This window comes from Mycoplasma sp. 1232 (assembly GCF_034863345.1).
Classification (GTDB): domain Bacteria; phylum Bacillota_I; class Bacilli_A; order Mycoplasmatales; family Metamycoplasmataceae; genus Mycoplasmopsis.
On the sequence record NZ_JAYFFB010000003.1, the window covers coordinates 58,137 to 85,134 of the forward strand.

The 26,998-nt window shown below is 28.2% G+C and carries 18 protein-coding genes and 5 tRNA genes; 4 read left to right on the forward strand and 19 right to left on the reverse strand.

Features of this window, described 5'->3' with window-relative positions; genetic code table 4:
• Positions 1-94: 94 nt before the first annotated feature.
• From VBM88_RS01150 to VBM88_RS01235, 18 genes are all read right to left on the reverse strand, one after another.
• Complete coding sequence (locus VBM88_RS01150; protein ID WP_323680253.1) at positions 95-1,417, reverse strand: aldehyde dehydrogenase family protein; 1,323 nt, start codon at positions 1,415-1,417, stop codon at positions 95-97.
• 156 nt (positions 1,418-1,573) lie between these two features.
• The gene (locus tag VBM88_RS01155) at positions 1,574-1,708 is read right to left on the reverse strand and encodes a hypothetical protein (protein WP_323680254.1); all 135 of its coding nucleotides are present in this window, start codon (positions 1,706-1,708) and stop codon (positions 1,574-1,576) included.
• A 79-nt stretch (positions 1,709-1,787) separates the two neighbouring features.
• Positions 1,788-1,872 (reverse strand) — tRNA-Leu (locus tag VBM88_RS01160).
• Between the two features lie 40 nt (positions 1,873-1,912).
• Positions 1,913-1,988 (reverse strand) — tRNA-Thr (locus tag VBM88_RS01165).
• 2 nt (positions 1,989-1,990) lie between these two features.
• Positions 1,991-2,066, reverse strand: a tRNA-Val gene (locus VBM88_RS01170).
• A gap of 5 nt (positions 2,067-2,071) precedes the next feature.
• Positions 2,072-2,147, reverse strand: a tRNA-Glu gene (locus VBM88_RS01175).
• 5 nt (positions 2,148-2,152) lie between these two features.
• A tRNA-Asn gene (locus VBM88_RS01180) sits at positions 2,153-2,227 on the reverse strand.
• A 159-nt stretch (positions 2,228-2,386) separates the two neighbouring features.
• A complete protein-coding gene (pip, locus tag VBM88_RS01185; RefSeq protein WP_323680255.1) occupies positions 2,387-3,328 on the reverse strand; it encodes a prolyl aminopeptidase in 942 nt (313 codons plus the stop codon).
• The gene (locus VBM88_RS01190) at positions 3,318-4,364 is read right to left on the reverse strand and encodes a M24 family metallopeptidase (RefSeq protein ID WP_323680256.1); all 1,047 of its coding nucleotides are present in this window, start codon (positions 4,362-4,364) and stop codon (positions 3,318-3,320) included. Before VBM88_RS01190 ends, pip begins: the two co-directional genes overlap by 11 nt.
• A gap of 109 nt (positions 4,365-4,473) precedes the next feature.
• Positions 4,474-4,626: a 50S ribosomal protein L33 gene (rpmG, locus tag VBM88_RS01195; RefSeq protein WP_257088959.1), complete on the reverse strand. Its 153-nt coding sequence runs from the start codon at positions 4,624-4,626 to the stop codon at positions 4,474-4,476.
• Positions 4,627-4,752: 126 nt separating this feature from the next.
• Positions 4,753-5,580 (reverse strand): deoxyribonuclease IV, encoded by an 828-nt coding sequence (locus VBM88_RS01200; protein WP_323680257.1) that lies wholly within the window; start codon positions 5,578-5,580, stop codon positions 4,753-4,755.
• A complete protein-coding gene (locus tag VBM88_RS01205; RefSeq protein WP_323680258.1) occupies positions 5,573-6,811 on the reverse strand; it encodes a potassium channel family protein in 1,239 nt (412 codons plus the stop codon). The genes VBM88_RS01200 and VBM88_RS01205 overlap by 8 nt, the downstream gene beginning before the upstream one ends.
• 842 nt (positions 6,812-7,653) lie before the next feature.
• On the reverse strand, positions 7,654-8,601 hold the full coding sequence (locus VBM88_RS01210) for an ABC transporter permease (protein ID WP_323188355.1): 948 nt from the start codon (positions 8,599-8,601) through the stop codon (positions 7,654-7,656).
• A gap of 1 nt (position 8,602) precedes the next feature.
• The gene (locus tag VBM88_RS01215; protein WP_323188354.1) at positions 8,603-10,750 is read right to left on the reverse strand and encodes an ABC transporter permease subunit; all 2,148 of its coding nucleotides are present in this window, start codon (positions 10,748-10,750) and stop codon (positions 8,603-8,605) included.
• Entirely contained in the window at positions 10,750-13,002 is a 2,253-nt protein-coding gene (locus VBM88_RS01220) for an ATP-binding cassette domain-containing protein (protein WP_323680259.1), read from the reverse strand. The genes VBM88_RS01215 and VBM88_RS01220 overlap by 1 nt, the downstream gene beginning before the upstream one ends.
• 199 nt (positions 13,003-13,201) lie before the next feature.
• The gene (locus tag VBM88_RS01225) at positions 13,202-14,497 is read right to left on the reverse strand and encodes a BMP family ABC transporter substrate-binding protein (protein WP_323680260.1); all 1,296 of its coding nucleotides are present in this window, start codon (positions 14,495-14,497) and stop codon (positions 13,202-13,204) included.
• A gap of 105 nt (positions 14,498-14,602) precedes the next feature.
• Entirely contained in the window at positions 14,603-19,018 is a 4,416-nt protein-coding gene (locus tag VBM88_RS01230) for a PolC-type DNA polymerase III (RefSeq protein WP_323680261.1), read from the reverse strand.
• A 341-nt stretch (positions 19,019-19,359) separates the two neighbouring features.
• The gene (locus tag VBM88_RS01235; RefSeq protein WP_323680262.1) at positions 19,360-20,106 is read right to left on the reverse strand and encodes a phosphotransferase; all 747 of its coding nucleotides are present in this window, start codon (positions 20,104-20,106) and stop codon (positions 19,360-19,362) included.
• Positions 20,107-20,156: 50 nt separating this feature from the next.
• On the opposite strand from VBM88_RS01235, the gene VBM88_RS01240 reads away from it, so the two are divergent.
• From VBM88_RS01240 to VBM88_RS01250, 3 genes are all read left to right on the forward strand, one after another.
• Positions 20,157-20,942: a hypothetical protein gene (locus VBM88_RS01240; RefSeq protein WP_323680263.1), complete on the forward strand. Its 786-nt coding sequence runs from the start codon at positions 20,157-20,159 to the stop codon at positions 20,940-20,942.
• An 11-nt stretch (positions 20,943-20,953) separates the two neighbouring features.
• Positions 20,954-22,024 carry a phosphatidate cytidylyltransferase gene (locus VBM88_RS01245; protein WP_323680264.1) on the forward strand — a complete coding sequence of 357 codons (1,071 nt, stop codon included), beginning with the start codon at positions 20,954-20,956 and terminating at the stop codon, positions 22,022-22,024.
• Positions 22,025-22,352: 328 nt separating this feature from the next.
• Positions 22,353-23,681: an AAA family ATPase gene (locus VBM88_RS01250; RefSeq protein WP_323680265.1), complete on the forward strand. Its 1,329-nt coding sequence runs from the start codon at positions 22,353-22,355 to the stop codon at positions 23,679-23,681.
• A 392-nt stretch (positions 23,682-24,073) separates the two neighbouring features.
• On the opposite strand, the gene VBM88_RS01255 is transcribed toward VBM88_RS01250, so the two are convergent.
• Positions 24,074-25,363 (reverse strand): MFS transporter, encoded by a 1,290-nt coding sequence (locus VBM88_RS01255; protein ID WP_323680266.1) that lies wholly within the window; start codon positions 25,361-25,363, stop codon positions 24,074-24,076.
• A gap of 232 nt (positions 25,364-25,595) precedes the next feature.
• Here VBM88_RS01255 and VBM88_RS01260 point away from each other — a divergent pair, with 232 nt between their 5' ends.
• Entirely contained in the window at positions 25,596-26,948 is a 1,353-nt protein-coding gene (locus VBM88_RS01260) for a putative cysteine peptidase (protein ID WP_323680267.1), read from the forward strand.
• Positions 26,949-26,998 lie beyond the last annotated feature (50 nt).

Genomic DNA, 26,998 nt, shown 5'->3' on the forward strand with positions numbered 1-26,998 from the left:
CCTTTGTTTTCATATTATTAATTTTATAATAATTCCTATTTATTAAATTATTAATTTAATAAATAAAAAAGACCTATCTAGTAGGCCTAAATGTCTAATATCATTTATTGAAAATTTGAAGTAGTTTGAGTATTTTTGGTTTATTTTGCAATATCTTTAAAGTTCTCTTTTCTTTATAGACTTGTGTTTTATAAATTACAGGTTTTTTGTGTGTGAATGTATCAAAACCAGCTTTACCTCTATACTTACCAATTCCACTTTTACCTCTACCACCAAACGCTAAACGTCTATTTTGTAGTTGTAAAAGTATGTCGTTTATTACTATTGAACCAGCTTTAATTTCATTAGTTACTTTATCAATTTCATAACCATTTCTCGTGAACAAGTAAGCTGTTAATGGTTCAGATTTTGAATTTACAAATTTAACTGCATCGTCTAACTCATTAAAAGTAATAATAGGCAACAATGGTCCAAAAATTTCTTCAGACATAACTTTCTGAGTTGTATTATCTGATAATTCTAAGATATTTAAATCAAATTGTAATGTTTCTTCATTCCTTTTAGCTTGTGGTGCTAATTTAACTAATCTATCGTAATGTTCCTTATTTACAATTCTTGCAACATCCTCATTCATTGCATTTTTTTCTTTAAAAATAGAATGGTATGAATTGTTAATTTCCTGAATTAACTCTTCTTTTTTCTCTTTATGCACTAATACATAATCAGGCGCAATGCATGTTTGACCTGCATTAAGTAATTTTCCTAAAACCAATTTGTTAGCTGCTTCTTCCACATCTGCTGTGTATCCAACAATAAAAGGCGATTTTCCACCTAATTCCAATACACATTGAATTAATAATTCAGCAGCTTTCTTATAATAAATTTGTCCAATTTTTTCTGAACCTGTAAAGAAAATAAAATCAATCTTATTTTCGGAGAAAATTTGCCCAACTATTTCTTTGTCGCCTTCATAGATTTTGACTTGTGTACTATTGAAAACGCTTGTTAAAATCTTTTTAACAACCTGATTTGTGTTAGGACATAATTCAGATAATTTTAATATTACATTATTACCTGCTCCTATTGCATTAATAACAGGAACAAGAGATAAATTGAATGGATAATTTCAAGGACATACAATTAGAACATTTCCGTATGGTTCGCTTTTTATGTATGTCTTGCTGTAAAAAGTCTGAATTGAGTTTGTTACTCTTTTATTTTTTCATCATCTTTTTACCTTTCTAATATATAAATTAAGTTCATTTAAAACTTGACCTACTTCAGTAGCTTCAGCTTCTAAGGGATTTTTATTTAAATCTTTTTTGAGAGCTTCATAAATTAGTTCTCTGTTGTTTAATGTTTCTTCTTTAAGCTTTTTTAAATTTGATTTTATTTCCTTAATTTCGTGTTTATACATAACTATTATTTTACTTTATTTTATGATCATAATAAATAGCTTTTACATAGTGTGCAAGATGTAAAAAATTAAAAAGCCACTTCAATAAAGTGGTTGAACTAAATTAGAAAAGCAAATATTTTTTTATTTTGTTTATTTAGAAAATAATCTTACTAATTAAATATCATAATTTGTGATAATTACTTCCTGAACTGTACCTCTAAGATCTGATTTTGAGTAGATACCTCTTTTTGCATCAATCAGATGAATATTAAAACCATCATAGTGACCATATTGTGTTTTAATTCACATATTTACAGGAAATAAAAAAATCACACATTTTGTTGCGTGATGACTTATTCGACTATTTTATATTAAAACAATATTTTAATGGTGCGCGAAGAGGGACTCGAACCCTCATACCGTAAGGCACTAGAGCCTAAATCTAGCGTGTCTGCCAATTTCACCATTCGCGCATATTTTTAGTGCTGAAAGGTATAAAAAAAGCACCATGCTTGGTGCCGTCTATAGGACTCGAACCTACGACCTACTGATTACAAGTCAGTTGCTCTACCAACTGAGCTAAGACGGCAATGGTGGAAGATAAGGGACTCGAACCCATGACATTCGCCTTGTAAGGGCGACGCTCTCCCAGCTGAGCTAATCTTCCAAAAATGGCAGTCTGTACGGGGATCGAACCCGTGTATGCATGGATGAAAACCATGTGTGTTAACCGCTTCACCAACAGACCATAAATGGCGCCGATTATTGGGATTGAACCAACGACCAACTGGTTAACAGCCAGCTGCTCTACCGCTGAGCTAAATCGGCATTTTGATTTGCTAATATATTATACATAAAAATTATTTTTTCAAAATTATTTTTATATTTTTTATTTCGGTATTAATTTGGTTCGAGACTATTATAGCACATTTTAATAAAGCAAATAAAAATTATTAAAAATCCAAGATAAGCATCTTGGAAATTGAATTATTTATATGTCTCTTTAAGTTCATTAAAGATTTGAATTAATTTATTTTTATTGTTTATATCCCATTGTGTGTGCCCGGCTTGTTCTATGAAATATAAGTTACAATTATCTAATTCTTTAGATAGTAAATAGGCACCAATAGGTCTTGTATCAATATCATTTCTTCCGTGAACTATATCTGTTGGAATGTGTTTTATTTTGTGCGCATTCTCTAATATATAGTTATCTGATGGTAAAAATGATTTATTGACAAAATAATGTGATTCCATTAATGAAATTTGATAATCATCTTCATCAGTTGATTCAAATAATTTAGGAATTATAGAAACAATTGATTCTTCTCATTTTGCAAAAGCCCTACCTGCTTTATATTTTTTTTCTAAATCATCACTAGTTAATAATGAATAGTATTTTTCTAAAATGCTATTTCCATTTACATCTTTTACATAGGAAGCAAATTCATCATGTTTTTCTGGATAGAAAAATGAAGCACCTTTTTCATAAAGAAAATCAACATCCTCTTGTCTAGCTAAGAAAATTCCACGTAAAACCAAATGTAATATATCTTCCGGATATTTAATTGCGTAAGCTAGAGATAAAGTTGTTCCTCAGCTTCCACCAAACAGGATCATTTTATCTATATTTAAGTGTTCCTTGAGTTTTCTTATATCTTCAACTAATTGATCAGTATTATTTTTCTGGAGTTCAAACCTAGGTTTTGATTTACCACAACCTCTTTGGTCGAACATAATGACTTTATAGAAATTTAGATCAAAGAATTCAAGTGATTTAAGTGAACTTTGACCTCCTGGTCCACCATGTATTATAAAAACAGGTAATCCATCCGGATTACCGCTAACACTGAAATAAATTTGATGGATAGAATCCACTTGTAAGTATCCATCATAATTTATTTGTGAATTATTGTTGTTATTGTTCATCTGGTCTTGAAAATACATAGTGACCATTTTCAGTAACTAGAACATCGTCTTCGATTCTAGCTCCACCTAAACCTTCAATGTAAATTCCAGGTTCAACTGTAATAATCATTCCAGGTTCTAAAACAGTTTGTGAATGAGGTGAAACTGATGGTCATTCATGAACATCAATTCCTAATCCGTGTCCTGTTGAATGTAAGAAGTAATCTGCATATCCTTTTGAAGCAATGTAATCTCTACATACTTTATCAACTTCACAAGCTTTAATACCAGGTCTTACAGCTTTTCTACCTGCTGCAGCAGCTTCTTTAACAATATTTAAGATTTCAAGCGCTTTAGGATTTTTAACTTTATCTTCTCCTCCTAAAACTCATGTTCTTGTAATGTCTGCTGTATATCCCTTATATTTAGCACCGAAGTCAACTTTAAGTAATTCACCTTCCTCTAGAAGTTTATCAGTTGTATGGTGGTGTGGTTCAGCTGACGATGAAGCTGTTGCAACTATTTCATCAAATCCTTCTTTATCTCCACCGTGTTTCTTAAGTAAATAATTTAAATAAGCTCCGGCTTCTTTTTCAGAAATACCTGGTTTAACTCATTGTTTAAATTCTTCAAGTGCTGATAGAGAAATATCAATTACTTTTTGCATTAATTTAAGTTCTTCAGCTGATTTAACAATTCTTAAATCTTGAGCATCAACTCATGAAATTTCTTCAGGTTGCACCATTGATACAATTCTGTCTTGAACTTCTTTTGTTAAGTAGTTTTTTTCCAACACAATTTTCTTGAAGTTTCTTTTATCAAATCACTCTTTCATTGAGTTTCCTTTGATTAAAACAATATCAACATTTTTAGCGTGCTTTGTTGCGTATTCAATGTATCTTCCATCAACAAATAATGTTGCTTTATCTTTTTCAATTGCAATATATCCATCTGATGTTTGAACGTGTGCATATCATAATCTTGTTTGAGGTGCTTCTGAAATTAAAACTTCAGCTCCTGTTTGTTCAAACATTTGATCTAGTCTTCTTCTATCCATAGTTTCCTCCTATTGATCGTTAATTATTTAATAATTATAAAACTTTTATGCATTTTAAATAAAAATCTAGCAGATGCTAGATTGGAAATTATTATAGAGAAAAATGTGACTATTTCTTTTCTCTGTGTGTTTTGTGAGCGTTACATTTTGCGCAAAATTTAAGTAACTCAATTTTTTCAGGGTGTGTTTTTTTGTTTTTCTTTGAAATGTAGTTTTCCATTTTACATTCAACACACACTAATGTGAAACCTTCTCTAGCCATTTTTTCTCCTTTACATTGAATGAAAATTAATATTTATAAATATTTTTATATATTATAAACTATAACTGAAAAATACAAAAAGTATTTAAGTCCAATAATTAAGTGTTATTCATTAACTTTAAATTATTACTTTTCTAATAATCAAGCAATTTCTTCTTTATAAATTGGTCCAGTTTCTGGAACTGGTGTTTCAAGGATAATTGGGATATTATCAAAATCAGGATCATGAACAAATTGTTTTAATGTTTCGTATCCAATTGCTCCCTTGCCAATATTTGCGTGCCTATCTTTATGTGAAGCAATTTCGTGTTTCGAATCATTTAAATGGATAACCTTAACTCTCTTAAGTAAATCTCATTTGAGCAATTCTTTTTTAAATTCTTCATATTCTTGAAGATCATAACCTGCATCTCACATATGACAAGTATCTAAACAAATTTGAACTCTATCTGAGTTAACTCATTTAAGAACATAAGCAATTTGTTCAAAATCAACACCAATTTCAGTGCCTTTTCCAGACATTGTTTCAATACAAATAACAACATTATTTGTATTTTTAATTATTTCATTTAAAGTGTCAATTAATGTATCTAGTGCTTCCTCAGTTGGGTGTCCAACTGCTGCACCGGGGTGTAGAACTAAATATTTGAATCCTGCTTTTTCCATTCTTTGAACTTCTTGAATTAAGAAATCTTTAGCAAAAGTTGATTTTTCTGGATTGGCCGGATTAACAATATATGGTGCGTGAACAATAATATCTTCTTTAGGGATAATTGAAGAAAACTCTTCTTCATATTTTTCTAAATTGTATTTAGATACATCAACTCTGTTTGTGTTTTGGGGCGCTCCTAAATAAATCATAAAAGTGTTAGCACCATAACTGATAGCTTCCTTACCTGATGCATATAAATAATCTGGAGCTTTAAATCCTATGTGTGATCCTAATTTAATCATTTTGTTCCTTTCGAGTTTCTTGTGTATTTTGTGAGTTTTCTACTGAAGTTGTTGCAGGTTCATTAGATTCTGATTGATTTGTTTGATTATCAGCATCATCTGATTTTTTTCTAAATCCAAATCTTGATTTTTTGTTACCTGCAGTTGAAATATGTTTTTGCATTTCTACTAAAAATGCCCCAGCAATAAGACCTGATGGAATAGCAATAATTGCAACAGACATTAATGATAAGAATGAAATAATTCCTCTTGTTATAGATGCATGAGGTGTAAAATCGCCATAACCAATTGTTGTTAGTGTAATTGTTACATAGTATAAAGATGAACCAAATGTAGTTACGTAACCAAATTCTAGACCTAAAAATCCATCCATATAACCAATAATATTGTCATTTGGTAAATCTGCATAACTTACTGATGATAAATAATCAAAGATAACCACAGCTTTATCATGAGATCTTGTTGCGTCTTGTATTCTTTGAATGTATTCTTGATTGTTAATTTCTTTGAAATACTCTAAATTAAATGTTTGATCTCATTTGTGATCAATGATGTATTGAATTTGAGATTGTTTTAAGTGATTTTTTTCATTGTTTCAAATTAATAAAGCAAATAAGAAAATTAAAATAAGGATTAATATAAAAATGTAAGTTAATATCTGTCTTTGTTTTTTAAACACATTAATAATAATTTGGAATGGTGCAAATAATGTTAAAACAAAGAAGAAACGGATAATTTTAAATACGTTAAATGATTTAAATAAATGGAAAATTTTTGCTTCTTCATTTTTGTTATATGCAATTTCTTCTGATGCAGGCATAATAAAACTGATTGCATAGAGTGAAGCTAAAATACAGAATAAAATGCAAATTCCATTGAATGAAAAAATATACTTCAGTACGATTTTTCAGACTTTAGTCTTTCCATCTGTATATAAATACTTGTAAGTAATAAAGTGTAGAAAGTAATCTACTATAAATATAAAGAATGTAATGACTTGGACAACAACTAGAAAACGATCAAAATGAGCTTTGTTCGGCCCCTCTTTAACTGTAATCAGTGAAAAGAAAGAAACTAAACAAGCAAATGTTATTATAGCTGCATAAATGTATGAAAAAAGTTGAATTCTCTTAGAATATGGAGATAAATTATCATCATAATTTGAGTTAGATCAAATAATATGAGCTAGTCCTTTTCACGTATTTTTACTTAAATTTCTTATCTTAAACATAATTTAATATTTTATATAGTTTTTTACAAATTTAAACATATTAGTTAGTCGGATATTTAAACATACAAGTAACTTTTTCTTAATTTTTCACGAATGTGAAAAAAATAAAATATTTTCTTATTAAAAAGTGATCCACAATCTTGATAAGGCATATAAACAGGATATATTAAATAAATCAAAAATAATATTTTAGAGAAAGGTTATCTTATGTTTAAAAAATGAAAAATTAAAAAAATTTTTCTTATATTAGGGTTTTCTACAATAGCATCAGCATCTATTGGCGGTATATCAAGCAAGTGCTACTACAAATAACGATTTAGAAACAATCGCAGTTCAGGATTTAGATAGCTTCAGATAGTCTACGGTTTCATACACAAAGGATTTGTATATGAAATACTTTGAGAAGGTGTGTATTTCGCATTTAGTAAATGATGAAGGCATTCTTGAGAAAACAACTCAATCACAAGTTAAAATGTGTGTTATAGAATTAGGATTTGTTAATCCATGATTATTCTTCGAAAATAACAGTAATTCAGACAATTTAAAATTATACCTACCTAGCGACCCTCGCATACCGAAATATTTCCATTTTGATTATAAACCTTGTTATGCCGAAGAACACGAATGAGAAAAAAGTCACTTTAATATTGTTACAGGTAAGACGGGTAGTGATTTCAGGAGGGGGTAATGACTTTCATGAAGTACATTTAGATGATGAATATACCGAGGAAGATGAAGATTATAGATAATATTTAGTTGAGTATTACAAAATAATAATAAAAAAATAGTGAACAATTTAATTTCTTGTTCACTACTTTTATAAATTCGTTTCTTATATCACATTATCTTTGTGATTTATCATATGGGATACCAGCAGCAGCTGGTTGTGAAGATGTTTTTGAAATGAAAATCATTATGATAAGTGTGATTGCATATGGTAATGCTTTAAATAAACCAGAGTATTTATCAAGTTTTAATAAAGATGTTCCATAGAATGAGAATGATAACATAAATGAGAATACAAGTGAAACAAAGATAGAAATCGAAATTCTTCATCTAGATGTAATCATAATTGCTAATGCTAAGAAACCTAAACCTTGAACATCTTTTGATATTGAGAATGGTTCAATATTACATTGTGCATAGAATGAACCTGCTAAACCTGCAACCATACCTGCTAAAATAACTGCTTGTCATTTAATTCTGTTAACATTAATTCCAGCAACATCAGCTGCTTGTGGATTTTCACCTATAGCTCTAAATCTTAAACCTCATTTAGTTTTTCTTAAAGCAAATCATGAAGCGAAAACTACTACGATTGTGATAAATGTCTTAAATGACACAATATTTTTATATGAACCTACAGATGAAGATAATGCTAATTCTCCTCTATCTCAAAATGTTATAGATTGTCCACTATCTTGAATTTCAAGCAAGAATAACACTAATAACGCAGCTATACCTGTTGATAACAATCCGATAGCAAAACCTGAAATTGTTTGATTTGATTTTAACTTAATTGTCGCAAGACCAAATAATAATGAGAATAATGCTGACGCACCAACAGTCAATAATGTTATTGGAATTTGTCAAAACATTGATGTTTCTGTTTGTTTAAATATTAAATCTGTAATAATCGTACTGAAAAGAGCATACATTATCGCACCAAAAACCATGAAACCATTAATAGCGATGTTAACAATTCCTGCTCTTTCAGAGAAAATACCTGATATTGAACCTAATAAAAGTAAACAGAAGAAGAAAACTGTATAACCAATTACTGTTTCCATATTAATTATCCCCTTCAGTATTTATTGCTTTTTGATCTTGAATTCTTTTTACTCTGTTATCTCAAGGATTAACAAAATGTTTAAGCATAAAATCATTGTAAATTTTTGTCTTAACTTGACCATACACAGTTTTTCTTGAAGATCTAAGTGTTTTTGATTTTTGAACAGCACTTAAGTATTCATCAAGTCCTAAATCAGTTCTAATTTTTTGTAATGCAAATTTCTCTTTTGAAATCTCATCATAAATCGCCATTCTTTCTTCTGCTGAATGACCTTTTAAAGTAACAATTAATTGAGCTACTCTATTTTCATAATTTTGTTTATATTTAGCAAATATTGCACGTTTTGCCTTTGAGTACTTACGAAGTACTTTTATTTCATCTTTAATTGATGTGTTAGAAATTTTTGATTTTAATTCCAATATTTCAAATTCCACTCTTTTTGTTTCGTTTGAAACTTCCTCTAAAATTTTAAATTTCTCAGAATTAAATATTGCTAAATAATTTTCCTTAACATGTAACCTTCAGTCAGCATGAGCCTTTTCTTTAGCCAACATTAAGGCTCTTAAGTATGCAGGAGAATTATTATCTAATTCTTTAACATGTTCATTAATTGATCAATATTCAACAAATTTATTTAATTGTTCAGAATAAAATTCTTTAAATTGTAATTTTGTTGATAAATCTTGCAATTTTTTATTTTGTTGTTTTTTATATTCATGTAATTCAGAAATAAGAGAGTTTATTTTTTCTCTATTTTCTGCGACCATTTTATTATATTCAATGACTCAATCATTGAAGTATGCATTACATTTCTCATCAATTTCTTTATTTGAAATTTCTGAATTTTCAGAAAGTAATTTTTCAACATATAATGCTCTTGCTTTTCTGAAAGATTTTTTGACATGTGATCTTGTCGTGAATTTATGATATATTGCAAAATTTTGTCAATATTCTTTATGACACATTAATACAATTTGTTTTCAAATATAATGCATTGGTCTAAGTTTATAGAACATGACTGATAATGCTGCCATAAAGATAATGATACCTGTAATAATTGGGAAGAAATCTTTTGATACAGTTGGCCCATTGCTTGTATCAAAAGCAAATGTTAATTGTGAATTTTGTAATATTGCATATAAGAATGAAGCACCAATAACACCAAATGGATTATTAAGAGCAATAAGCGCGATAGCAATTGATTCGAAACCAACAGCCAATGGAGCTTGTGGTTTAATGATTAATTGCTTTTGTCAAATAACAATATAGAAGAAACCAGCAAGACCTGCTAATCCTCCAGAAATTGCCATGACAGCAGTTGTAACTAATTTTTCATTAGTTCCTACATATTTTGAATTAGTTTTATTTAACCCAACCATTTTGATTTTGTAGCCAAGTGTTGTCTTTGAATATACAAATCAAATTACTAATGCTAATATCGCAGTTAATCCAAGTCCAATGTAAATAAATAATTTTTCAACACTAATACCAAGTTGATTGTCTAATTTAGTTAATATAAGACTACCTGAAACACCGTGTTCTAATCCGATTCAAGTTCTTACATCTGTATTTGTAATTGGCATGAATATTTCGTTTGAATCAGTAAATAATCAAATACCAATAAAAGTAATAATTCAGTTAAGAAAAATTGTTGAAATAACTTCATGTACATTGAAGTATGCTTTCAAAATCCCTGGGACTGCTCCAATGATAGCTCCTATAAGAATGCTCATAAATAACATTCCAAATAAGAAACCTAGTGAAACATCTTCCGGTATAACTCTTGTCCCTGCTAAAATAGCAAAGAATAAAATTCCAGGTAGCATCATTTGACCGGCAACTCCAATGTTAAAAAGTCCCGATTTAAATGCTATAGAAACTGAGAAACCAGTTAATGAAAAGAAAACAATAAGTAATAAAGTATTGTTGAATAAAGTTTTTCTAAATGCAAAATTGAAAACATTTTGAATAAAACTAAAGATACTTGTATCAACACCAGATACAATACCCTTAATTCAATAAATAACTGATGCAAATAGTAAACCAATTACAACAGCTCATAAAGATGAATAAAGTTTTCTTCTTGCTGATTTTTTGTCTTCAAACATAAAGTTTTTCATAACTTTATTTGCAGTTAATGTAAACATTATTCACCTCCTTTTTTATGAGCCATATAAACTCCAATTTCTGTTCTTGTAAGGTCTTTAGCTTCTCTAACAGTTAAAATTTCACCTGTATTAATTACGGCGATTTTATCAGCTAAAGCTAGAACTTCATCTAATTCATATGAAATTAATAAGATTGCTTTACCTTCAGCTTTTTCCTTAAGTATTCTTTCATGGATATTTTTAATGGCTCCAACATCAAGTCCACGTGTTGGTTGTAAGATTAAAATGAAATCATGTGGTGAGTTCATTTCACGACCTACAATGAATTTTTGTTGGTTACCTCCTGAAAGGGATCTGGACATTGAATATCCATTTCTTGCTCCACGAACGTCAAATTTCTTGATAATATCTTCTGTATCTTCTTGTACTGACTTAGAGTTAAAAATACCAAATTTATTGTATTTTTTATCTCAAAGTCTACGTAAAACAGTGTTGTTTTTAATATTATAATCAAGAACCAATCCATGTTTATGTCTATCACTCGGAATAAATGAAAGACCTAATTTAGAAATATCATAAACTGATAATTCATTAATAACTAAGAAGTCATCATTTTTCTCTGGTTTTTCATTTATATCTGATAAGTAGAAATATGTGGCTAATGCACTTACTGTAAAGATAAATGATAAAACAGTGAATAAGATAGTTAATCCCATAATAACTGCAGTTGCTGATGAAAATGCAACAACACTTGCTAAGGCTATTGAAATAGTTGCAAATGATAAAGAAAAACTTGATAATGTAACGAATGATTTGTTACGGTTTAAAAGTTTTTTATATGTATTTTTGAAATTCAATAATTTGTTAACTGATAATAAGCATATTGTTAATACTAATAAGCAAATTCCAATAAGTCCAGAAACTAATGCAATTATTGAAGCTGTTTTTGTGAATGATAAAATTCCAAAAACAGATAGCAAGGCAATTAAAGCAAACAAGAATACTGCGATGAATGTGAACTTGAAAACAACATATTGTTTCTTAGTCATTTCTTTTTGTAAGCTAGACCTTGCAAAAATAGTTTTTTCTTTAAATTGTGGTCCATATATTGAAAATAAAATCAATATAAGAAGAATTATGCTAAATGCAATTAGCATTCCTCCACCAATATTCATGATTGCAGCATTAGAGTTTTCTGCATAATTAGATGCAGCTAATAAACCTAATCCTGAGTATAAGAATACAAATAACGAAACCAATAACATGATTATATTTTTTCTTGTTTTTGATTTTTGGATTGATTGCATTCTTTCTTTAACAAGTGGTGTCTTTTTATAAAGGATTTGACCTGTTGTTGGTTTAATCATTCCACTAACAACTTTTTCTAAGTCAGTTTGCCCATTACCTTCAACTCCGGCAATAGCAACAATTTCACCACTTCTTACTTCTAAATTAACATTTTTTAATGGTTTTTCACCATCTGTAGAAATGTTATCTAATTTGAAAATAACTTCATTTTGTGATGTGTCTGAGTATTCATTTCTAATAATTTCAACATCACCACCAACCATACGGCTAGCCATTTCTTCAATAGAAACATCTGCTACTTTAAAGTTTCCTACAACCTTACCATGCCTTAAAACTGTTGCATTATCAGCAACTTCTTTAATTTCGGCAAGTTTATGAGAAATAAATAAAATTGTTTTTCCTTGTTCTCTAAACAATTTAAACGTATTCAATAGACCTTGAATTTCTTGATCTGTTAAAACAGCAGTTGGTTCATCGAAAATTAAGATATCTGAATCACGATATAACATTTTCATAATCTCAACTTTTTGTTGAGTTGCAACTGTTTCCTTACCAGTTAGTCTATTAAGATCAAAATGTAAGTCGAACATTTCTTGAATTGTTTTGATTTTTTCAATAGCCGGCTTAAAATCAATGATTCTAGTAAATTTATTTCTATCCTCAGCTCCTAAAACAATGTTTTCAAGGTTTGTATATACATCAACAAGTTTAAAGTGTTGGTGCACCATACCAATACCTAATCTATTAGCATCATTAGGACCTTTGATTAAAACTTCTTTTTCATTTACTTTGATAATTCCTTCATCAGGTTCATACAACCCGAATAATATAGACATTAAAGTACTTTTTCCGGCACCATTTTCACCAATTAAAGCGTGAACTGTGCCTTTTTCTACTTTAAAGCTAATATTCTGGTTAGCCTTAATAGAACCGAAAGATTTAGAAATATTATCAAACTCTATTGCATAAAAGTTTTGTTTCATATCTTTCCTTGTGTTTTTAATATATTAAAAAAAATAAATAATAGAATTTAAGGTCTATTATTTACATTTTAATTATATATTTTTTATTGTTTTTTTTTTTAAAATATTCCCGTTTTTAAAAATATTTCTTTCTCTCAAAGAAAATAAGAAAATACACACCAAAACTGGTGTGTATATGGTTATAAATGAACTTATTAAACTATTTGTTCATTTCAGCTGCAAGTGCTTGAACTAAAGCTTTAAGAGCCATATCATCAGAATCTGTTGAATTTAATTTGTATGAAGAGATAAAGTTAATATCTTCATTTGATAATGCTCTAAATTCAGTTTCAGATTTAGCTAATAATTCATTTAATTTAGCTCTTTTAGCTTCATCTTTTAATGTACTTTTTGCATAACCAACTCATCCTTGTTTGAAATCACCTTTAATATTAAATGATTTAGTTGGTTCTTTAGCTGTAAATAATCCTTTTGTATCAATTCCATATGTAATGTAAATGATTGTGTCATAAACAGCTTGTGAAATATTCTTTGTGATTGATGTATAGAATTTTCCTGCAAAGTTTTTAGAAATTTTTGATTGGTCTGTATCAACACCAATTACATCAATTCCCTCTAATTCAGAACTGCTCTTAATTTTACCTAACGTTAAAGTTGTGGCTGGACCAGCAACTGGTAAAATAACTGTTGGTTTTGTTGCTAATGATTTTTCGATTACGTTCTTCATGGCATCATTTGGTTCGAAACCTGTAGCAAGGTCAATCGCTGTTTGTGTTGCTCTAACTTTTTTATCTGCTTCTGAAACTGTTGAATTATATTTAACAATTCCTCTGTAGTAACCTTTAATAAAGTCAACAACACCATCAAATTCTCCACCACCAAATGAAGTTGTATTTCTTTTGTACGCGAATGAGTCATCAGTTGAGATAAATTCTGCAACAGCTTTACCTACGATGTATGCTGATTCAGCAACTTTGAATTCTAATCCATAGAAGTCGGCAAATCCATCTAAATTATCAGGATTAATTGTAAAGTCAACTCCGATAACTTTAACTTTCTTTGCAATCATTTCAGCTTTGTGTGATTTAATGAATGCTTCAATTTTTTCTTTGTGTGTGAAACCTGATAAAATTCAAATATCATATTTACCTAATAGTGAACTATATGCACTTTCATATTTTCCTGTTTCTGGTTCCATTTTACTTCCAGCTGAAGCTGCACCAGTAAGTTCTCTAACTTGATATTCATATTTTAATAAACCTTCGTATGAAGATTGGTTAAATGATTTGTCAGTTACATGTCCAGCATCAGTAACAACGATAGCTCTTAAAGCTGGTTTTGCAGGATCTTCTACAACTTCTTTTGTAACTCTGTCATTTAATTTAACCTCTGTGATGAATGATCAATCTTTTTGTCCACAAGAGATAGCAGCAACTGGTGCTATAGCTGTTGTGATTCCTGCAACAGCTAATAATAATGATTTAATTTTTTTCATTTTTGTCCTTTTGTTTAAATAATTATTTAAAGAAAATGAGGATACTATAAAGATATCCTCATTAATATTATAAAACTTTTATTTATCAAAGTTATTTTTTAATTTTTAAAAAAGTGTTAGCTGATTTGTTTCATTTAGTTCATCAAGAACCTTAAATTCTTCATTCAATATCTTGTAAAGAGTTTGATTTACTCTTCCACGTTTTTTGAAGTCTTCTTTTGAAACAAATTCACTTTCATTTCTAGCATTAACAATTTCAGTTGCTACAGCTTCTCCAAGTCCTCCTACAACTGTAAATGGAGGTATAAGAGCATTGTGTTCATAATCTATTACTCATTCAGTTGCTAATGATTTAGTTAAGCTGATGTTTGAAATACTTAATCCACGTGCATACATTTCTCTTGCGAGTTCTAATGTTTGTAATAACTGATCGTCTTTAACTTTTCTATCATTCATTAAGGTTATTTCCTTAATTTTTTTATTAATTTTTTCAATCTTAAAGTCATTCATCATTACATGTAAATCAAATTCAGTTGCTCTAGTTGTGAAAAATGTTGCATAGTATTCTAAAGGCTTATAAAGTTTAAATCAAGCAATTCTTCAAGCCATAAGCACATAAGCAGTAGCGTGAGCTTTAGGGAACATATATTTAATTTTTTGCATTGAATCAATGTATCAAGATGGTACATTGTTTTTCTTTAATATTGCAACTTGTTCTTCCGTTACACCTTTACCTTTACGTACTTGTTCCATAACTTTGAAAGCTAATTTAGACTCAATATTTTTCTTCATTAAGTATTCCATCATATCATCACGACAGGAAATAACATCTTTTAATGATAATCCCATATCTTTAATAAGCGATTGAGCATTTCCTGTTCAAACATCAGTCCCATGAGAAAGACCTGAAATTGAAATTAAGTCAGCAAATGATTCAGGCTGTGCTTCAATCAACATCTTTCTAACAAACGATGTACCAAATTCAGGGATACCTAAAGCACCTGTTGGTTCACCACCAATTTGTTCAGGTGTGATATTTAATTCTTTAGTAGTTGAGAAAAGCGACATAACTCTTTTATCTTTTTTAGGTATGTCTTTTTTAACATCTAAACCTGTTAATTTTTCAAGCATTCTAATTGCCATTGGGTCAATGTGTCCAAGTAAGTCTAACTTAAGGACATTGTCATGGATAGCTCTATAATCGAAGTGAGTTGTTTTTCAATCGATTGAAGTATCATCAGCAGGATAGTTAACAGGTGTAAAATCTTCAACATCGAATTCTTTAGGAATAATTAAGATACCTCCAGGGTGTTGTCCTGTTGTACGTTTAATGTCTTCAAGTTTCGAAGATAAATAATCAACAAAAGCATTTGAATAACCCAAGTTATATTCTTCATTAGCTTTTTTAACATAACCAAAGGCAGTTTTGCTTTGAATTGTAGAAATAGTTCCAGCTCTTAGAGTATGACTGTCACCAAAAAGTTTCTTAACTTCATTATGAATAATTGGTTGGAAGTCACCAGCAAAGTTTAAGTCTATGTCCGGAACCTTATCGGCATCAAATCCTAAGAATGTTTCGAATGGAATAGTGTGTCCATCTTTATTCATAAGTGTTCCACATTTATCACAATTTTTATCATCTAAGTCAAATCCTGAAGTTATATTAGAATCTTCATTTAAAACAAAGTTTTTACAATTTGGACAAATGTAGTGAGCTGGTAATGGATTAACTTCTGTGATACCTGCAAATGTAGCAACTAAAGATGAACCAACACTTCCACGACTACCTACAAGATATCCACTTTCCAATGATTTTTTAACCAAGATATGTGAAATTCAGTAAATAACATCAAATCCATATTTAAGAATAGGTGTGATTTCCTTTTGTAGTCTTTCTTTGATCATTTGAGGAAGTACTTCTCCATACCTTTCATGCGCTGTTTTATAAACTAGTTCTTTTAATTTAATTGCTGAATCATCAAATTTAGGTGTATAAAGTTTGTCGTGAACAATTTTAATTTCTGGATCAATTAAACTAGCAATCTTGTTTGTATTTACTATAACTAAATCATTAATTAATTGCTCATCATTTAGGAATTTAAATGACTCAAGCATTTGATCAGTTGTATAAAACTCTAAATCAGGTAATAAGAAGTTTCTTCCTTCAAATTCAACTTTTCTATGGTCAAATAAGAAGTGTGAAGAGTTACCAATACCTTTTGAATAAACAAGGCATCTGAAGACTTCCTTATCTAATTTATTTTTATATCTAACATCCCCAATTGCAACAGGAATTTTGTTAAGCTTATTTGCTCAATTAATCATTCTTTTAATAGCATCATAAATTTCTTCTTGAGTAAATTTTTCCTGTGGTTCTAAGTAATGTTTTAGTGCATTAGGATGTGGTATTTCAATATAATCAGCAAATTCTGCTGACTTTTGAATTTCAATATCTGACGAATAGAAAATGTTGTCTATAAATCTACTTTTAAGTCCACCTGACCCTATTAAAATGTTTTCAGTCTTCTTAATGTCCTCCATAAATAATTTAGGAGACTTAAAGAATCTTTCGGTTAATGAAAGTGTGATTAATTTAGAAATTTCTTTAATTCCTTGTTGGTTTTTAGCAAGAACAGAAATTTGATTTGATCTAACATGTGAGTAAACATTCGGTTCATAAGTATTATGTAAATCATCAAATGTTAAAATACCTTTCTCTTTTAACATTTGAATTGACTTAATTCAAGCACTAGCAAGAACACCAGCATCGTAGTCAGCACGGTGAGCTACTGCTGAATCATAACTGACTTGTAAATATGAACAGTAGTTTCCTAACGTATGTGAACGTTTTTCAGGGAATAGCAATCTTGAAATGTTAAGTGTATCGACAAAGAATGTGTTTGGAACTTTTTTCCCTTGCTCAATGAACTTTTGGATAATAAAGTTAAAGTCGAAGTTAGCATTATGAGCTACACAAACTTTATTATTTAATAAATCATAAATTTTGTCAAGAGCTTCATTTAACTCAATCCCCTCTTCATCTAACATTTTTTGTGTAATGTTAGTTAAACTCATTGTTTTAGCACTAAGAGGTTTTTGTGCCTTAACAAAGAATTGTAAGTCTTTATGATTAAAAGCATTATGCTCTTTAACAATTTGAGCACCAAATTCAATTAATTCTCCTGTTTGCGCTGATAAGTGTGTTGTTTCAATATCAAGCACAACAAATTCAGTTTGCTCTAAAACTGCATTTTTATCTGGCGAATAATTTAATAAGAAATTATGATTTTTTGAAATAACATCAAAACTAACTCCATAAATTGGTTTAATACCAGCTTTTTTAGCAGCTTTTTCGAAAGTTGGATAACTTTGCACACCATTTGAATCAACTATAGCAACTGCTGAATGTCCATATTGTTTAACTATGGAAACAATATCTTCAGCATTTAAAAGTCCATCCATAGTTGACATTTTTGTTCTTGTGCTAAGCTCAACTCTTTTTTCATAAGCTAAATCTTCTTGCTCTTCTGTAAGCGGATCAACTTTGCTAAAAGAGTTAACTGTAATTTGTTTATTGTACTTGTCTACACCATTGTAAGTTGAACCATATGGATTAGAAACTCTACCCATAGCTTCAACTGTATCTCCAATTTTTGGAACATAAACATCTTTATTATTTTCTCTCTCAAAGAAAACTGTACTAATAGCATCATTATAATCAGTAATTGAAATGTTATGAATTTTTAACCCTTTGTTAGTGTCTCTAACATCAGTTTTATAAACATAACCAATTACAGAAACATTTGTAGTTTCATCTTCATAAGGAAGTTCGTGAACTTCTTGAATTGTGTATTTTGTATAACTAGAAGGTGAACGTCTTTTTCCTCAACTTCCTTTATCATAGCTGATTGAACCTTTTTTAGATGAAGTTGAGACTGTCTCGTGATCGCTAAATTGATTTTTGATTTTGTCATAGTTTTGAAGGATATTATTGTTGATTTGTTCTTTTAAATCAAATGTATTGACTTTAACATTTAATTCAAATACATCAAAACCAAAAAGTTCTTTCATATACTTATTAACTACCTTAAGTTCTTCTTGAAATTCAGGAGTATTTTGATAATCAAAAATATGTGCTAAATATTTTCCTGTTTGTTCATCATAATTAACATTTTTAAATCTTAATACTCTTGCAATTCCACTATTATCTGGAAGAGTTTTCTTAACTACATATTCCAAATAATTAAGAACTAATGGATTCGATAAATATTCATTATTATCGTATTTAAATTTGAAATTAACTCTTTCTTTTATAGCTGCAATTGTTAAAGTTCATAAATCTTCAAGCGATGGAATTGTTAAAAGAGTTAAAGTAACCTCTAATCTTTCTTCATTTGTATTTGAATTTTTAACAACCTTAATACTATTGCTATCTATTTTCGCATCCAAAAATGATGCGATAAAAGGTAAATTTAATTTGTTAGCTAGTAAATTAAATTTTTGATTTTTGTATCCTTCCATTACTTCACCACCTTGTATAAGTTATAAAAATATTATTATAATTAATATATAGTATTTTTTATTAACTATCTTTTAAAAATTTAAATATTGAAAGAAAAAATGACCTATAAAACTGATGAAAGACCACATAAGAATAGCATTTCAATTGCATGATAGTCATTTATATTTCAAATTATAGCTTTAATACAATTGCTAAATTGAATTGTTACAAAATAAGATAAGAAAAGTAGACAGTTTTGACCTCTGTCCACTTTTCTTATCTTATTTTAAAAAATTAGTAATTTAACGACACTTGTGATTCATATTATAGAAATATATTCTATTCACTAAAACTTCTGCCCCTATCTCCTAAAGGTATTAGTTGATTTCTTATATTCATATTCTTTAACGGTCTCTTTTAATTTAACAATTAAACCTGCGTCATCAAATGGCTTTGTTTCTTGAGCATTCACTCAAAGAATTGTTAAGTAATAAACTAATATTTTTTGTTGAATTAAATATTCTTCTCAATATGTATCATAAACATTTAAGAAAATCTCTTCTTGCTCTTTATTTAAGTATGAACCACAAATAAAGTAAGCTAAATCAAAATGCTTGTCACCCATTGAAGCATACTCTCAATCGATAAAGTAAACTTTTTCGTTTAAGTCTAGGAGAATATTGTTTAAGTATAAATCATTGTGCAACGGTCTGTTTGATTCAGAGTTTTTTAATATTAAATTAATTCTCTTATAGTAATCATTAAGAACATCAATTTTTATTCCTCTTTCATTCAGAATTCTTCTATACTCTTTTACTCTTGAAGCTACATTTGTTTTAGGAAACTGTAGCTTTGAATCGTGTAATGTTTTAAAATTATTCGCAATTTGAGTCAAAACATCTTCTGTAAACACCAATGGTTTTGTCTGAATATACTCTCATTCAACAGAATTTTCTGTTTCATTAATTAAACGAGGTACAAAATCAAATTTCTCAAGTAATGCGTAATCTAACTTATGATTGAATTTATTTAAAACCTTTTCTTGATAGATTGAATTTTCAGTCATATATGTCTTATTTGTATGTCCAATATTTATCGGTTTTTTCATATGTAACTCCACATTTTATTTTTTAAAAGTATATAATTAAGAATTATAAAATGAAATTAATAACTATGAAAAAATTATCAAAATATATTGTTATGGATTTGGGTAACACATTCATCAAAATAGTTAATTACAAAGTCGACTTAAGGACAAATGAAATTAAACAAGGTAAGGCAAAAATTATTGACTACTTAGCTTTTACCGAAGAGCTCGCTAAAATACTTAAAGATCTTGAAGACACGAGAATCCTTGTAGCTGCAACTAATACAGATGAGGATTTATGTAAAACCATTATCTTCGCTATGGCAAGTAAGTTGAATTTTATGTCTAACGATTTAGTTTACTTAAACGATGAGAAAAAAATAATTATTAAAGGGATGTCTCACTTAATTGATAAAAATATAAAACGCAAAGGTTCTATTGGTTTTGATATCTTATCAGCATTACTTATAAACTCAATTAAATATAAAAAAGATTCAATTAACTTATTAGGAACATATTGAGTTAATTTAAAAATGGAAAACTTAATTCTTAAAAGTGTTTCAATAGCTAGAATAGTGGACTTTTTCGATATGCCATTTGTAGCTCCTGGAATAATTGAAAATGAATTAAGAGTACCTGGAACTAAAGTAGGAACAACTACAAAAACAGCTATGTTAAATGGTTTAAGCTCTTTATTATCAGGTTATGTATCTTCATTTGATAAACCAGAAAACTCAATAATTTCTGGAGGTTGATCTAGATATTTTGATAAAAGTTTATTTAATATTGAAAAATTCATCGTACCTGAAGGGTACTTGCATATGTATCTTCAATTTCTTCAAGAACTTGAAGATTAAGAAAGGAAATAATGAAAAAAGAAGAACAAAAATCTTTTTGAATAAATAGAGTTATTCCTGCTCTAATTATTGGACTTGTTCTAGTTATATTTTTAACAGTATCAAAATACTCTTTTGATTTTAATTTATATAAAAACTTTAATGATGGAGTATTTTGGTTTTTAAGAACATTGTCTATTTTGATTTTTGTAGGATTTGCTTTTTGAATTTATTATGAACTATCAAAAGCATATCTACAAAACCATAAAATATTTAAATGAGTTTTACCTGCTTTAGCAGTTGGGTTGCTCTTTGCTTATCCAAACTTTCTTAAGTTCTTAACAACTCGGATAATTTCCTCAGAAAGTATTTTAGTTAATAAAAATATATTACAAATTGGTTCAGTCTTTACAGATGCTACTTATGGTGCATTTAGTTTCTTTGATGCAATATGACCTTTAACAATTACATTAATTTTTGTATTAGTTAGATTTTTAACTGTTAAAAACATTAATCTCAAATATTTAGCAATTAAAGCTTTATCATTCTTTTTCATCTTTTCATTCTTAACATACTTCTTAAAATCATTTATGGTATTGATTGCGCAAACTTACGCTATTGAAGTTATTTTATTAATTGTATTCATTGCAATGTCTTGCGACATTGGAGGATACTTTGGAGGTAAGCTTTTAGGACACAAGCTTTTCAAACAAAAACTTGCTCCAGCTATTAGTCCTAAAAAGACAATTGAAGGTGCTATTGTCGGAATTATTGTTGCGATCTCAGTTACATTAGCATATATGGGGATAGCTTATGGAATAGCATCAGATAAAAAGCAAACATTAATGTACATAATGATGACGCCATGAAATGTAGATACTAATAGCTTAAATATGATGTTTGTATATTTAATGTTATTTATCTTCCTTGCACCTATGTTTGCAATCTGTGGAGACTTAGCATTTTCACTCATAAAAAGAAGAAATGAAATTAAAGATTTCTCAAACTTATTAAGAGAGCACGGTGGTATTTTAGATAGATTGGATTCAATCTCTTTTGTATTTATTTTGTTTATCACACTATCAATGTTTGCAATAATATAGTAAATTAGCCTACAGCTATAGGTTAAACATTTTAATAGTTTAAACGTTTTAAATGAATGAGTTTCTATAGCTCATTCTTTTTTATAATTAAGTTCTTTATCACTTAATACATAAAAATATCATTTGTATTTTTCTTCCCTAAATTTCTTGAATCTTAGCAAAATTTATTTGGATACCTAAATATTGCTTTTAAAATTTAGTCACTTCTCAAACTTTAACACTAGTGAATCAGGTTTATCCTATAAAATTAAAAAAATCATTAAAAAACTATGAACTATTCTTGAAGGACATATAATTCAAATATATAATAAAAAACACAAGGAGTCTTATGAGTTTAAAAATTATTTTCGGAAAAAATAAAACTGGTAAAACAAAATATTTAGAAAGTAGATATCCAAAAACAAATCCTAATAATTTATTCATTGAAGCTGAAATTGACCTTGAAGGAATTCTTAAGGGAAATACAGGTGGTACAGGAAAAAATGCAGTATTTTCTCCACATAAAAAGGTTTTTGATTTTCTGAACACACAATTTGCAAAACCATTTAAAGTAAGAATAAGTAATGATGAAGATTATGAAAAAATTAACTTATTCAAAAATAATGCAGATAGATTTCAAAATAGAATGACAGATATTTATGATCCATTTTTTGAACCATATTTTAGAAATTGTTTTAACACGAGAGGTTTGGAACAAGAATTTGAATACAACTTTATGGTTTTAGAATTTTTAAATAATAACAAAAGAACAATGGGTAGTTCTGGTAGCTTGAATTATTCATTAATTAAATTGCTATATGAAATGATATCCGATGGTCAAATAATGCCTACTGAGGAATTCACATTAATAATAGATGAAGTCGAAAAATTCTTGCACCCAGAATTAGTTCACAAAATAGCAAATATGATTATAGAAATTTCAGAAAAGCTTGATGTTATAGTAACAACACATTCCCCATTGTTTTTAGAAAAAATATTTGCTGGACATAGAAAGAAATTCATTAATGAATCAACTTGCAACATCGAATATCTTCTTTTTACGAAATATGATGATAATGAACAAGAATCTACAATTGTGACTCTGGATAATGATATAATTACCGAAACTTTAGTTGAAAACAATTCCAGAATAACAGCCTGGTTAGCTGATTTCCTATTTTCATCAAGATGTTTCTTTATTGAAGGTTTAATTGACAATAGCATAATCAATGACATTATAAGCAAAAACGATTTAGAGAATCCATATACTATAATTGATTGCAATGGGAAGACTCAAATTGATAAAATGCTAAATATAGTTAGAGATTTATCAATAATTAGATATTACAAAATTTGTCTATTTTACGACTCAGATGGGGATGAAAATAATGAAAGAATTATTCAGATTGAAGATGAAGAAAGAGAATATGTATCATCCGTTATAAACAGACCTGACTTAGAAAGAGCGCTATTTGATATAGTGAAAAAAAATAATGTTGAATACATAGACACAAATTCTGGACCAATAACTTTAAAGAACTTTAAAAGAGAGAAAATTGATAGAAATAGTAATTTTATATTTACTCTCGATTGAATAAAACGAAACTCCACAAAAATGGATATAGAAAATCAAGTCGAAGCAATTGAAGAACAAATAATAAACTTCATGACTGAATAAGAAGTTTGTATTTCTTGATTGTTTAAAATTGACATTTAGATATTCTAATACAAATTAAATTTGAAATGAAGAACTATACTTTGAGTATGTAATAAGTCTTCATTTCTTTTTTAATATGAAGAGAATTTACTCACTAATAATCAACAACTTATTTTTTTTATTCATTAAAGTAAATTGAATTTCGTAAAATAATTAAGTGAAGAATAATTGATACAAACTAAATTAACATCAAGTATGATCATGTATAATTTACTATATCGGAAGATATTTGTGTCAAATAATTTTTGATTTCATAAATATTCAAAATTAAGGATTTACTATTCTAAATAATCTTAAAATTTTATGCAATTTATCTCATTTAACCATAAAAAAAAGACAGCTTAGCTGTCTAATTATAAAACTCATAAATTATCAAGTTTCTTAATAGTAGGGAGCTTATACAACTTATTAATTCTGGTGTATGAAAATATAGCAATGACTCCACAAACTATAACTATTATCGAATATGCAATGTAAGTTCATGAGTATCCAGCTAAATTGTTAATTGCTGTAAGTGCAATTATTAATAATGAAGACATTATAATTCTGAACACTATCGATAACCCATTTTGTAAATGGAACTTATCTTTTTCAAATAATTGATATGACTTGCTATAAAATCCTGGCAGGAACATACTAAACACCAATTGTTGTAGTGCGTTAATCGAAAAGTAACTAATTAAAATAAATTGTTTATTTGAAATGAATGATAATGAAATTCAAACGATGCTCAATACAAACATCCCGAAAATTATTCATCTAAGATCAATTTTTACTTTGTATTTATGTAATAAGAAAACAACAATTACGCCAACTAGACTTAATAGAGCTAAAACAATTGTGAAATAGAAACTTCAATCCTCGTATTTATAATCACCAACTCATTTGAAAAATTGAATAACTCCTGATTGTTTAGGAAATAAGAATATTCCAATTACTAATGATGAAGATAATATGAATATTCATGAAAATAACTTAAATTTAGAACTTAAAATCTTATGTGATTTATCATTGGCTTTTGCTTTATCCACAAAAACAGTCATTTCTGATTTAGTTTTTAAACTTCAATAAAGTAAACCAGATAATATGTAAGTTAGCATATTAAAAATAACTAAAGAATAGAAAGGTAAATACTTATAAAGCAGAAGTGACAATATTGGAGATAAAACTAATCCAATTGATAAAGCAAATGAGTTACCGATGTTGAATTTATTTAACTCATTTTTATCTTTTGCTAAAAAGTAAAGAATATTCTTAAGGTGTATAAATCTATAGGAATGGACAGTTCCTAAAAGTGTACTTGTCACAATTAAAATAATTGAAAACGTATGTGTAGATGAACTACTGATAAATGCAAAATAAGTTCCTAAAGGTATTATTAACAATATTGAACTAGCGATATCACAAATAAGAAGAGCAACTCTATCAGGTAGTAACTTAACAAGTTTTGACGAGATTGCATAAATGATCAATGATGGTAATTGTACTAGCAAGTACAACAATGTAACTAATCAGAAATCACCAGTTATTTTGTAAATATACAAACTAGAAGCTAATTTAAATGCTTCTGATCCAATTGATGATAATGAAATGCTGTTTATATATTTTCATAAGTTAGCATTTAAGTTTCTAAATAGTGACATAATACCCCTCATTAATGTATGGTATTTAATTATACATTCATTTATATATTCGAGGTGAAAAAAGGAATTTTATATCTGATATTTAAAGAAATTTAAGCTCAAAAAAGTTAAATAAAAAAATAAAACCATTTTAGTTACATTTCTATAATAAGTATCAAAAATAAGTTAAATATTTTTGAATAATTTGTTTTATTTTACTTAAAAAGAATATAATAAAAGTAGGAGATATATTATGAAAAATACAAAATTAATTTTAAGCATCTTCACTACAGGACTTATAGCACTACCAACTGTTTCGGTATCTATAAATAATAATGTTGATCCAAAACAAAAAGACGAAAATGAAATGAAGCAATTTTTAGTAGATTCTGAAATTGCACGTTTATCTAGATTAAGCGGTAAAACTCAAAAATTTAAAATTGTTAAGGAAATAAAAGACATTCAAAATAATAGCTTTTTACTTATTGCTACAGATGAAATGTTTTCAGTTGTAAATGCAAATACTTATACATCAAACGAAATTCATTATGAAGCAATAAAAGATGAATGATTAAATTCAGAAATAATTTATGATCGTTGATTTGGATTACTTATACAAAAGGATGAAGATACATACGAGAGTATATATAGTGATAAGAAAATCTCAAAAAGTGATTTATTAAGTATATACAAAGCAGATGAACTACATAAAGTAGAGGAATTTAAACAAAATCAAATATCAAAACGCGAAAAGGAAATTAGATACTCTAAATCCAAAACAAAAGAAGCTTGAGTTGACTTAGATTTAAATAGAACTAACTATAATTATGATGGAATTTTTAATGTTAGTTCCACAGTGCCTTATGCATGATGATTTGCGACAAGAAATAATAATGAATCTGCTGGATATGTTGATTTAAAACGTGAAGGATACCCTAATCGCAAAGCAGGGTTATGCGAATATGTTGCACTTAGTCAATTACTACTCTATAATCATCTATTTGTAGATGGGACTATTTTCACTCAAACTCAATATGATCAATTTATCAAGGAAGCTCCTCGATATAACATAAAACATTGAGAAGATACTTCACCAGTGTTTAAACATGAATACCCTTATGATGGATATAAAAAATCTTTGACCTACCATTTATATGAGCTTGCTGATAAACAAAGAGATCTTAAAACACCTAATTACTACAGACTTGCTTTTGATAGATTTAATAAAAATCAAAGAAGCTCATGAGACAATTACGGAAAGTTTGGTGGATACTATAAGGCTTGAGAAAATGTTAAAAAAGGTATACCTGTTATATTAGGTGCAGCTCCTTTCCCTTCCAATGGTTGGCATGATCATGCATATTTAATGTATGGTTATGATGATAATTCAGATATGTTTTTAGGTTCTATGTGTTGAGGGCAAGAAAAAAGAAATACAATTTTATATTCATACTATAATGGTGCTTGAGGTTCTTATTATTTCACTATAGGAAGCTTGAAACCAAAAAATGCAAGGAAACAACCAAGACTGTTTAAATATAAAGATAAATTATATACTGGTGAAGAAATTAATAATTTAATTTTAAAGAAAGAACCTTTAAAATAATGTTAAGAAAAAACTGATTAAAATTTTCAACTTTAAGTGCATATTTAATT